An 11,147-nucleotide genomic window follows, 5' to 3' on the forward strand; every position below is an offset into this window, starting at 1 on the left:
AAGACCCGGCCCAAGGCCTTTTCAAAGCGCGCATAGCCATCGTAGACCTCTCTGAGGATGGTGTCTTCCAGATCCTCAACCTCGTTCTCGGCCCGGTGACGGTTGATCGAGGCCTCTTTGGCGTCCGCCTTCAATTTATACGCATCCAGAATGCCCATCTGGACAGTGGCTGTGTTGGTCTGCGTGCGAGTTGACTGGCCAAGCTGGGGCCGCACCTGCTGGGTCGTGTAGGAGGCCTCCATGGAATTGGCCCCCAAAGGCTTGGAAGCCCGCAACCCCACAAACCAGCTAAGCTTAGGAATCAGGTCCTCTCCCTCAAAAGCGCTGGCTGACCGCCCGTAAAAACCATTGATATCAAAACGAAACTTCTTGGCCGCTTCGACAATATCTTCCTGATACTCACTCACCTTGGCCAAGAGTTCTTCCACCAGAAGGTCAGGGCGATGATCAAAGGCCAGGCGGGTGCACTCGTCCAAGGAGATCTTCACGTTTTTGAATTCCAGCTCCGGTTCCGGATCCAATCCCTCTAGGCTTTCCACCTGCAACCGCTGTTTGAAGACCAATCGCGCCAATTCCAGATCCTTCCAAGCCGCATCAATCTGGTACGCCATCGATTCATACTGCGTCATGACATTGAGATATTCCACTTCCGTGGAGAGCTTAGCTTGGTATTGGCGCTGGGCCAGGCGCACCAAATCCACGGCCCCTTCCTGAAGTTCTGTCCGGGTCACGTACTTGAGCTTGGAATTGACCAACTGATAGTAGGCCTCTTCGATATCCGAGCGAATTTGCGTGCTGATGCGCCGGTAATTCTCCTGAGCCACTCTCAAGTTGAGCTTGGCCTGGTGATAACCCGCCCGGGAACTCCCCGAGTCATAGAGGGGTTGGGACCACTCCAATCCAAAATCGCGTTCCAGGAATCCTGCAAGACCTCCGGAAATCTCTCCCGTGGTTTGGGTGTACCGCACAGAGGCATTGGGATATAAAACGCGCCGCGCCGCGGAAACCCTCAGCTCGGCCAATTCCACGTCTTCCATCGCAGCCTGGGCCTCCCTGGAGTTGGCGAGCGCCAAGCTAATATATTTGTCCAGTACCGGGGCAAAAGGAGAGCCTTCGGCCATAGGCATTTCCCGGATCATGGTGGCCGGCAGTTTAATCTGCAGCGGCGCTCCGGGCTCAGGGATATTCCAACTGGCCTGATCCCCTTCCAAGATCAAGTCCTCGATCTGGGCCGGGCCGTACTTTAGATTGCGCGGCTCAGTGGGAATCATCCTCTCAATGGGAAGCGGCACGACCTGGCCCGGGGGAATTGCAGCCTGGGCCAAATGAATCCGTTCGGATGGGATGCTGTCCAGGCCCGCTTGCTCCGGAGCCATGGGAGGAACAATATTCACACTGGTGACTATAGGAAGATCGTCCTGGAGGGAAAGAACCGTGGAGTCAATTTCCTGGAGGAGTTGATGAAAGCGCTGAAGCTCTGCAGCAGAGTCGCTTGCGCGCAGAGTCGAGGCCCAAACAAGCGAGGGACCGGGCAAGAGAAAGGAGATCAGTGCGGAGACTAGAAAAACCCGGGCGCAGCTTTTCATAACCGGCGACATTTTAGCGAAGCGTTTACCATCTGTCAATGATTAAGTTACGACACTTCGACTTAGCCGGCGCCCGCTTGCTTGTGGCCTGCTTCCTCGATCCTGGCCTTGAGATGATCACAGAGTTCTCCGGCCTCATCCCCATCCTTGGATTCCACCAAAATACGCATCACAGGCTCCGTATTGGAACCGCGCACGTGGAACCAAGTGCCGTTGGCCAGAACAACACGCAGGCCATCGCTCTGATCATCAATATGATCTCCGTACTCCCCGGCCAAAACATTGAGCACCCGGGTCATCACATTTTGTCCGCATTGCACAGAAGCCTTGATCATCGCATATTGGGGCAATGCCTCTACGAGCTCCGATACCTTCTTTCCGGTCAGCGCCATGTATTGCAGAATGAGAGCCATCCCCACCAAGGAATCCCGGCCATAATTGATCCGGCCCAGGATAATGCCCCCGTTCCCCTCGCCCCCCACAACCGCGGACTCCTGGATCATGCGGTCCACCACATTGGCTTCACCCACCGGGGTTCTGAAGATCTCCACCCCGTAACCGGCTGCGATATCCTCAATGGCCTTGGAGGTGGAAAGATTGATCACCACAGAACCCGGGGATTGAATCAGAATCCCCTCCACGCCCAAAGCCAAGGTAATTTCTTCGCTGATGGGGGTACCGCCGTCAATCACAAGGCCCAAGCGGTCTGCGTCCGGATCCTGCGCAAAACCGATATCAAGACCCTGCGTTCGGACCAACTCGCCCAAAGCCTGAAGGTTTTCGGGCTTAGGCTCTGCCCCGCGAGGAAACAGACCGTTGGGAACATCATGGATCACTTTGATCTGACAACCCAACTGCTTGAGAAGATCCGCAGACACCAAGGAACCCGCGCCATTACAGCAATCCAGGCCCACCTTAAATTTAGCGGCTCGGATGGCTTCCACATCCACGGCTTCGAGAATCTTGGCAATGTGTTGCTCCAAGGCGCCTTTCTTGGAACGCGTGGCCTTGATATGATCCCAAGGCACCATCTGAGCGCGGCGACGGTGATACATCTCATACAAACGCTCCGCCTGCGGAGCTGTGAGAAAACGGCCGCCGCCCCCGACAAATTTGAGCCCGTTCCACTCCGGCGGATTGTGACTCGCGGTAATCACGATCCCGCCCACATAGTCCTCAGAACGAACAGCCAGCAGAACCGTAGGCGTGGGGCAAATGCCGATATCCACCACCTCACAACCGGCAGCCAGCAGACCTGCTTGCACCGCATCCCGGAACACGACTCCGGTCGTGCGGGTATCGCGGCCCAGGGCAATACGGCCCCGTCCCATGATTTCCCCAAAGCACTGCGCCAAATAAACAGCCTGCTCCGGGCCAAAGGACGGACCCACAATGCCACGGACTCCCGAGACTCCCATCTTGAGGTCTGCAGGAAGTTCTGCGCTCATCCGAGTGTCACCTCCACCTGATGGACTTTGCCGTCGCCAAAGGGCTTGATCAAGGGGCTCTTCTGTTCCTTGCCGTCGACAACAACCTTGGCCACCCCATGGCTCACACCCTTAGGATTGAGGATGCTTACCTCATAGACATCCCCGCGGAAGGGCCGGCGAACCCATGCCTTGGGCCATTTCTTGGGAATACAGGGATCCACGAGAAGGCCGTCAAATTCACGGCGCACACCCAAGATCCACTCGGTGGCGGCAGTGAACATCCACGGCGTGGTTCCCGTGTTCCACATAAAGGAACCTTCCCCAAAACGATTTCTCGAACCCGGTCCCACTGTAAACTCCGCGAAGACATAGGGTTCTACCTTGTAGTGATCGGGGTCGGCCTTCTTGGGATTCATGGGCATGACTTTGGAGAAGGTCTCATAGGCCTTGTCCGCCCGCTTGAGCTCGCAGTCGGCCACCACCTTAAAGGCGCATGCGTGGCTGAAGACCGCCGCGTTCTCCTTGGTGCCGTCCGCAAAGGACGTGACGCGGCCAATGCCCGGATTGAATTCACTGTAGGAGGGCCAGAACAAGACCGGACCGTAATCGCTGTCCAAATAATTATCGATCTGATCCAGAACGCTCTCCAGGCGATCCTCCGGGACCACACCGCTCAGGATGGACCAAGTCTGGGAATTCAGGGGCACCTTGCCTTCCTTATTCTCATTGCTGCCGATCTTCATACCGGCATCATTGAAAGCAGCCACATACCACTTGCCGTCCCAAGCCACCTTGTTGATGATGGCCTTCATGTCATCGTAGATGGCCTGCATTTCCTTGGCCACAGGCTGATCGCCGATGAACTCGGCCAAGGCTTTGATTTGCCTGGCCGCGCGGGCCAGGGCCATTCCCAGCCAAACGCTCTCGCCCTTGCCGCCGATTCCCACGTGATCATAGGCATCGTTCCAATCGGCCTTGCGGATATAAGGCAGCTGGCGCTCACCGCGCTGATCGTAGATATAGCGCACCGAGCGGAGAATATGCTCGTAGACCGTGGCTTTGCCCCCGTCATGGAAATCATATTGTTTCTTGAGGAAGTCCAAGTCCCCTGTCTCCTTGATATAAGAGACCACGGTATAGGGAAGCCAAACCGCGACATCGGACTTGCCGGAGACGATCGCCCCTTCGATGCTGTCCCAAGACCCCTCGGAACTCGAAAAGCCGGAGACCGCGTGCCCGTTGCTGTACTGCCAGAAGAGAAGCCTCTCCAGTTTGTTCATGGCCGTGGGCATATGAACGGCAAAGAGGCCTTCGGCGTCCTGACAGGTGTCACGGTACCCGATACCCCCTTCAGTGCCATGGTAAGCGGATGTGCCGCGGGAGTGCATAATGGCGCAAAGCTGGTACTTGCCCCAAATATTGGTCATCAGGTTGAAGTTGGGATCCGGGGTTTCGACCTTAAAGCGATTGATCACCTCATCCCAATGCGCCTCAATGGCCTTGAGCTCCTTCTTTACACGATCCACCGAAAGCCATGTCTTCGTGAGCTGGGAGATCCCGGAACGCTCCTCGGTAAAGCCAATGCTAACGACAAACTCTTTTTCCTCGCCCGGCCCAAGCTCAATATCACTCTGCAAAACACCGATCATGTCTTCCCCGTCCGAGTAAGTGTTGTTGCACTCGCCGCGGATAAGAATGGCATCCGGATCCTGGATGTCGTTGTAGCGGCCTAAGAAAGCCTCTTTGTTGCAGTCGTAGCCGCTTATCGGCAAGGAACTGGCCATATGCATCTGCCAAGAGGGCTGTTTGGCGCGGAAGACTTGCTTGTACGCCACAATGGCTTTGAGTTTCTCATCGTAGTCCGCACGATTGTAAAGGCAGAGAATATTCCGGTAGTTGGCCTCGAGCTCTGCGTCGCCGCAGATCCACTCCACAAAAGGGAAGACTCTCAGAGAGGCCTTTTCAGAACGGTTGTTCTTGATCTTGATAAGCCAGTTTTCAACCGGATCCTCAAGCGCGACACTGTAGGTAATCTGCGCTGCAATCCCGTCTTGCTCGGCTTTGATGACGGAAGAACCCGGACGCACACGGCACTCCCAAAAATCCAGGTCTTTACGGAAGGGCTGCCAATTCGGGGCCCAGACTTCCCCCGTCACTTGATCGCGAATAAAGACATAGCGGCCCGGGCGGTCTGTTGAAAGGTGATCCCAGCGGCTGATGCGGTTCGACTTAGGATCGTCGTAGTAACTAAAGCCACCGCCAGTATGCGATACCAAGGCATGGTAGAGATGGTTGAACAAATAGTTAAACCACGGGCGGGGAGTATCCGGCCGCGTGATAATGTACTCGCGCCCATCCTCAGAGAACCGCCCATACCCATTACTCTTCTGTAAGGTCGAGTTCTCAATCTGCGTTGAAGTTGTTCCTGACATAAGATTCCCCTCTCTGTTCTTGGGATTGAGAAAAATTGAGATTTGAGAAGTGATCAAGCCTGAGCGAAAACGCTCTGGATCACAAGACAAGCCGCTCCCAGCGCAATCGAACCGTCCCCTAACCGGGAAGGCACCACCTTGACGCGACTGGCAGGCTCATCATAAGCGCACGACTTGACCCTCTTCTTGATGGGATCCAATAGGATAGACCCAGCGGCCTCGATACCTCCACCCACAACCACCACTTCAGGATTCAAGAGATTGACCAGAAAGGCCACTTTGATTCCCAAACGATCGCCTGCATCTTCAATCAACGACACGGCAAAAGGATCTCCGTCCTTGGCCGCATCGATTACCTGATGGATACTCAGAAGAGACTTGTCTTGCTTGATCTTGGCCAGAAATCCCGACGGGGAGCTGTTTGCTTTCAACGCTTCTTCCGCTTTCTGGAGAATATTGATGTCCAGATCACCTGTGCGAAGAATACAGTCCCTCTGCAAATGCCACTTGTCCGGCGAATCATCGCCGGGCCAAGGATCGATAATGCTCAATTCACCGGCGCTGCCGGAGGCCCCCCGGTATATTTGTCCGTCGATAATGATACCGCAACCCACCTCGGAATACATATAGATCATATTCCGGATGCCCGGCTCCAGACCCAGCCACAGCACCCCGAAAGCGGCGACCGTGGCGTCATTTTCGATAAAAATCGGAAGGTCAAAACGCTTCTCAAAAAGATCCCGCACGGGAATGCACATGGAAATATTGTCCAGAGGATCATCTTTGGAGTCCCCGAATTCGCTGGAAAGACGGATGGTCCCGCCCGGCTCATCAATAATTCCCGGGATCCCCACGCCCAAACCGCGGATCTGCTCCCGCGGCACATTGGAACGGCTGAGAACCTCTTCAGCCACGCTGATCATCCCTTCCACCAGGATCTCCCCGCTCTCCTCGGTCAGGCCGTTTGTGGTAGCGGAAACCCTGGGCTTTTCGCGTTTGACCTTCATCAGAATATTTCCGGACAGGTCGGTGATAATACCCACGATATCTGTCATGCTCAGGCCGACACCTACGGCATAACCGTACTTGGAGTTGAGCTCAATGAGCATGGGCCTGCGGCCGCCTTCGGAGACATCCAGGCCCTTTTCCAGAACCAGCCCTGCCTCCACAAAATGATTCACATAATTGGAAACTGTCACAATATTGAGACGAGTGGCCTTGGAGATTTCAGTCTTGGTAATCTGGCCCTCACGGCGGATCGACTCGAGAATGGCGAGATTCTTGCGCTCGCGGTCGGTGAGACCTTCCCCAATGCCGCCAATGGAGTATACCCTTCGCATGCCCTGCCTCCGTATATGTTTCTAAAAGTTGCGGATCAGTCGATCCTTGCCTTAAATATCTAAGAGTTTAAAAAGAGAATATGATGCGATGGGGAGCTTGTCAAGGACATTGTGTTAGCAACTTCCGGAAGATAAATAACTTAATTAAAGATGCCAACGCCTCGTTCAGTTCCGTGCCTTGCTATGGGCCCATTCATAGGAGCGGCCCAGCGTTTCCCAGACAGCCTGCGGATTTCCGCTCTTGAGCGTGGACACGTGGGCTGCCCCTTCATAGCACCAGGCGCCCAGGTTTCGGACTCCGGCCTCGTAAGCCGCCTCCACCGCCAATCGCACATTGGATTCTGTCCCGGCAGGAAGCCCGAAATTGAGGATCCAGATCTGGGCTTCCTTCCCGTACTGGGCCGTGAGTTCCACCACCCGCTTGGCAAAGCGGCCCACATAGGCGCCCACGTCTTTCTCGTCCTTCCTCCAGTAGGGATCTGTCCCAAAGACATCCAAGGAGGGAATCGACACAATCTTGCTCCAATCCCGCATCCCGTAATCCTGGTTCTCCGCAGGAAGCAAACAGACTACATTCTTCATCCCTTTAGTGTGCGTGTAGTCACACATCTCAATGAGGAAGTCCAGGACAGAGTCTTCTTTGAAGTCCCTTACCTCCGGACACTCTTCCAGAGGCATCTCTGCACCGAACTTTTCTTTGAAGCGGCCTTGGCAAGTCTCACAGCGGCATCCCCATTCTTTTGAACCGCCCCACTGGGGCAGATGGAAATGGGGCTCATCCCACAAAACACTGTCCGCTTCCATCGCAGCGACTGTATCCAGCCACCGGCGCATGAATTGGCGGAATTTGGAATTGTTAAGGCAAGCGTGAGGCAAACTGGTCCCGCCTGACCCGACTTGCCGCACATCCAAATCTGTGGCAACCAGGTCGGAAAACTCTTCACCTCCGAAAACACTTCCCACCGCCCACGGGTCCACACACGCCTCGAGCCCGGCTTCACGCGTCAAACGGACCATGTCTCCGACAGTGGACTCGTAAAAACGCCAATCCTCTTCGGAGAAAGTGTGGAGGACAAAATTGCAGTGGTGTTCGATCATGTCTTGCAGGTCTCGCTTGAAATGTTTAACAAGACGATTCCCGTAGTAACTAACTCCGGTTTTCACCCTTGAGCTCCTCTAAGGCCAATCTGGCCTCAACATTGTCCGGGTCCGTGTTCAGGCACTTTTCAAAGTAGGCATGCGCCTCAGCCGAAGCCCCGTCCTGCCAGAGCTCTTGCCCCCTCTTGAAATACGCCAGGCTTTGGAACAAATGGGCCAAAGAAGCCCGGACTTCGGCATCCACGGATTCATGCGAACCAACGACCTTATCGAACTCATCAATGGCCTCTTCAAAACGCGAGGAATTGTAGAGTTCAATGGCGCGCTGGTATCTGTGGTTCCCTCCTAAATGAGAGAGTTTCTGACCAAACACAGGGTCTCCTCCTAACAAAAATACGCGGCGGCAATGGCTATTTGCCCGACCACCATCAACAAATACATATGTTTCCAAGAAACGTGGTTCGCCTCGGTAGCCAGCTCCTCGGGTTTCCTCAATATTAAGTAGCTTACATACACCCCCCAAAGGGAGAGAAAGAAGCCGGCCCCGAGCAAGCACAAGAAGTCCGCCTTCAGGATTCCCAGCCAAGCACCCAGCGGTGCCAATAAAAAAGGCACCACAAAAAACGGGGCCATGATCCACGCGGTCTTTTGAGGACCGTAGATCATGGGGAGAGTCCGGCAGCCATGGGCCCGGTCTCCCTCGATATCGGCAAAATCCTTGGTCGAGGCCGCTCCGAGTATGTACAGACCGAAAATCATCCCAACATACCAAGGCTCCCAACAAAACAGGGTCTCGACCGCCGTCCATCCGGCCACCATCAAGAGACAGCCCCGGGGAATGGCAATGGTCACATTGGCCCAAATCCCGAAACGTTTGGTGCGCAGCGGCGGCCCCGAATACGCATACGTGATCACCGTGGTCAAAAGCACAATCCACAGAAACTGCCGGTTGGGCACCAGGGCCGCAATCCCCCAGGAAAACAAATAGAGCGCGGCTGCGCCAATCCATGCCTGCCGCAGGCTCAACTGCCCCATGGGAAGCGGACGCTTTGGCTTGTTGATCCGGTCGATCTCCAGATCGTAGATCTGGTTGATGATATTGGACGCGGCATTGAGCACCACTGCCGAGAAGGCCCCCAAATAGGCTACCGCAGGCGGCCAGCCGCGGGCTGCGATTGCGGCGCCGCTCAAAAAGCCCACGGTCGGAGCCAGGAGAGTGAAGGGACGCATCAACTCCCAGTAAATCCCTGCGCGCCGGACCAGCCCTCCCTGCTTACTCAAAGACACAAACCCCCGGTTTAGGAAGGCTGCCCTAGCCCCCTAATTTAAGACCTATAATTATACTACAACAGGCTGCGAAACTAGAAGTAAAAACATTCAGGACCCATCCTGGAGGGACTTTTTTTATCGATAAAACACTGCATAAGACGCTCTCGGCCAAATTGGCCAAAAATCCCACAGCCGCAATCCAGCCCACCAGCGACGGGCTCTGCAACCCCAAAGCTGTGCCTGCAAGAGCCACAAAAACCGCTCCCAGAAGCCCTGCGCCCAAACCCTGCGCGCTGACCGCACCCGGAGTCCCGGGGCTTACCGGTCCCCAGGGAAACAGGCGAAAGGGATTCTCCCCCCAAACCTTACCCACCTCAGTGGAACTCGTGTCTGAAAGAGCCGCAGCCAAGCTTGCCACCATCGCAAGCGAGGCCAGACCTTCTGTTGCGGGAACACCCAAGGCCCACGCAGCGCAGACCGCCGGAACCCAGCCCTTGGCAAGAACCTCCTTAGCCGAGCGCGCCCCTGTGACGCTCTGGGCAATGCCCTGCTGCGCTTTTTGTTCAAATCCCAGGCGGGTAAGCAGGCTTCCGGCCGCCAAGAAGAGCACCAGAAGGCCGAAAGCCTTGATCCCAAGGCCTATCCAAACCAGCAGCCCCACTCCAAAAGCAGCGAGCACTCCGCTGCGATCCAGAGCGCGTGCCCGCGTTGCGAGCGCCGCGATTGCCAGATTGGCCAGAATTCCCGCAACCCACGCACTCATGACTCCTCCCCAAGGGACCGCAGCAAACTTTTAAGTCCGGTATCAAAATCAGTCAGGGTATAACCCAGCTCTCTCATGGCTTTTTCACTGGTGAAGGCCCAGTTGCGCCGGTACACATTGACTACGCCGCGCGTGATTGCGGGTGTGCGCCCGCTGAAAACCGCCCACATTTCCTCTAAAGCCCCTTGGAGCCAACCCACCCACAAAGGAATACGCCGGCGCGGCTCAGGGCATTGGGCCAATACCGAGACTCTGCGCGCGAACTCCCCCATGCTCAGGACCGGCCCGCCCAAAAGATAGCGTTCCCCGATGCGTCCTTGCTCCAGCGCGGCCAATACTCCGGCTGCGGCATCCTCTATATAGGTATAGGTCCAGAGTTGGGACCCATTACCCAGCAAGCCCGGAATCTGTTTGGCTCTGAGCTGCCGAATTACCGCGCTCACATGATTACCCGCCGTGGCCGCGCCCGGACCATACAGCACTCCGGGCAGGACCGTAATTAAAGGCAAGCCCTCCACAGCCAGGCGCTCCAGGCGGTCCAAAGCCAGGGCCTTGGACCTTTCGTAGTCATTTCGATAAGGAGGACCGGGATGACAAAGTTCCTCGCCGGCCGGCTCCTGACCCGGGCTGGGGCCCAGGGCCATAAAGCTGGAGACGTAGAGGAAGCGCGCGCATTTCAGATCCATCGCAATGCGCGCCAAGCGTTCAGAGGCCTCAATATTCACGAGGTCAAAAAGGCGGCGGTCGGCAGCCCAGTTTTGGACAAAGGCCGCCAGATGACACACAGCATCACAACCTTGGACACCTGCTGCCAGAAACGCGGAGTCCGTAAGACTCCCCTGCACAATTTCAGCGTCCTCCGGAAGCTTGGAGGCGTCCGAGGCTCGTCGCACCAAACAGCGCAGGCGGTGCCCGGCAATGTTCAGATTGCGGGCAACCGCTTGGCCCAGGTAGCCTGTCGCTCCGGTGAGAAAGATTTTCAAGTGAGCAACCCCGTCAGCAAAGCGCCTCCGAGCGGAATCAAGAGATTATCGAGGCCTTTGTGCCCCAGGGCCTCCAGGCCCGTAGCCCCGATCGCAATCCCCAGCGCCGGAAGCAGGGCCTTGAATCCCAGCCCGGGCCAGAAAAACAGCACCCCTGCAGCCACGACCCAGCTCACACCCAACATGGCGAGCGAGCCTTCAACAGTTTTCCGTGCACCTAAAATCTGAAAAAACCGGCGCCCCCAC

10 protein-coding genes are annotated in these 11,147 nt (G+C 56.0%); all 10 read right to left on the reverse strand.

Translation table 11 applies throughout. The annotated features are described in order from the left end of the window. The coding region (locus tag JW937_10640) for a TolC family protein (protein MBN1587865.1) at positions 1 to 1,586 on the reverse strand (1,586 nt) is incomplete at its 3' end. A gap of 62 nt (positions 1,587 to 1,648) precedes the next feature. Further along, complete coding sequence (gene glmM / locus JW937_10645) at positions 1,649 to 3,034, reverse strand: phosphoglucosamine mutase (protein MBN1587866.1); 1,386 nt, start codon at positions 3,032 to 3,034, stop codon at positions 1,649 to 1,651. Continuing rightward, complete coding sequence (locus JW937_10650) at positions 3,031 to 5,448, reverse strand: hypothetical protein (protein MBN1587867.1); 2,418 nt, start codon at positions 5,446 to 5,448, stop codon at positions 3,031 to 3,033. The genes glmM and JW937_10650 overlap by 4 nt, the downstream gene beginning before the upstream one ends. Before the next feature lie 53 nt (positions 5,449 to 5,501). Further along, positions 5,502 to 6,788 (reverse strand): ROK family transcriptional regulator, encoded by a 1,287-nt coding sequence (locus JW937_10655; protein MBN1587868.1) that lies wholly within the window; start codon positions 6,786 to 6,788, stop codon positions 5,502 to 5,504. A gap of 165 nt (positions 6,789 to 6,953) precedes the next feature. After that, positions 6,954 to 7,952 carry a hypothetical protein gene (locus JW937_10660; GenBank protein ID MBN1587869.1) on the reverse strand — a complete coding sequence of 333 codons (999 nt, stop codon included), beginning with the start codon at positions 7,950 to 7,952 and terminating at the stop codon, positions 6,954 to 6,956. Then, positions 7,936 to 8,259 (reverse strand): hypothetical protein, encoded by a 324-nt coding sequence (locus JW937_10665; protein ID MBN1587870.1) that lies wholly within the window; start codon positions 8,257 to 8,259, stop codon positions 7,936 to 7,938. Before JW937_10665 ends, JW937_10660 begins: the two co-directional genes overlap by 17 nt. Positions 8,260 to 8,270: 11 nt before the next feature. Continuing rightward, on the reverse strand, positions 8,271 to 9,167 hold the full coding sequence (locus tag JW937_10670) for a UbiA family prenyltransferase (protein MBN1587871.1): 897 nt from the start codon (positions 9,165 to 9,167) through the stop codon (positions 8,271 to 8,273). A gap of 31 nt (positions 9,168 to 9,198) precedes the next feature. After that, entirely contained in the window at positions 9,199 to 9,918 is a 720-nt protein-coding gene (locus tag JW937_10675) for a DUF92 domain-containing protein (GenBank protein ID MBN1587872.1), read from the reverse strand. Then, positions 9,915 to 10,901 carry an NAD-dependent epimerase/dehydratase family protein gene (locus JW937_10680; GenBank protein MBN1587873.1) on the reverse strand — a complete coding sequence of 329 codons (987 nt, stop codon included), beginning with the start codon at positions 10,899 to 10,901 and terminating at the stop codon, positions 9,915 to 9,917. Before JW937_10680 ends, JW937_10675 begins: the two co-directional genes overlap by 4 nt. Beyond that, on the reverse strand, positions 10,898 to 11,147 hold a 250-nt coding region (locus JW937_10685), incomplete at its 5' end, for a phosphatidate cytidylyltransferase (protein MBN1587874.1). The genes JW937_10685 and JW937_10680, both read right to left, overlap by 4 nt.

The organism is Candidatus Omnitrophota bacterium (assembly GCA_016929445.1).
In the GTDB taxonomy this organism is placed as follows: Bacteria; Omnitrophota; Gorgyraeia; order JAFGIU01; family JAFGIU01; genus JAFGIU01.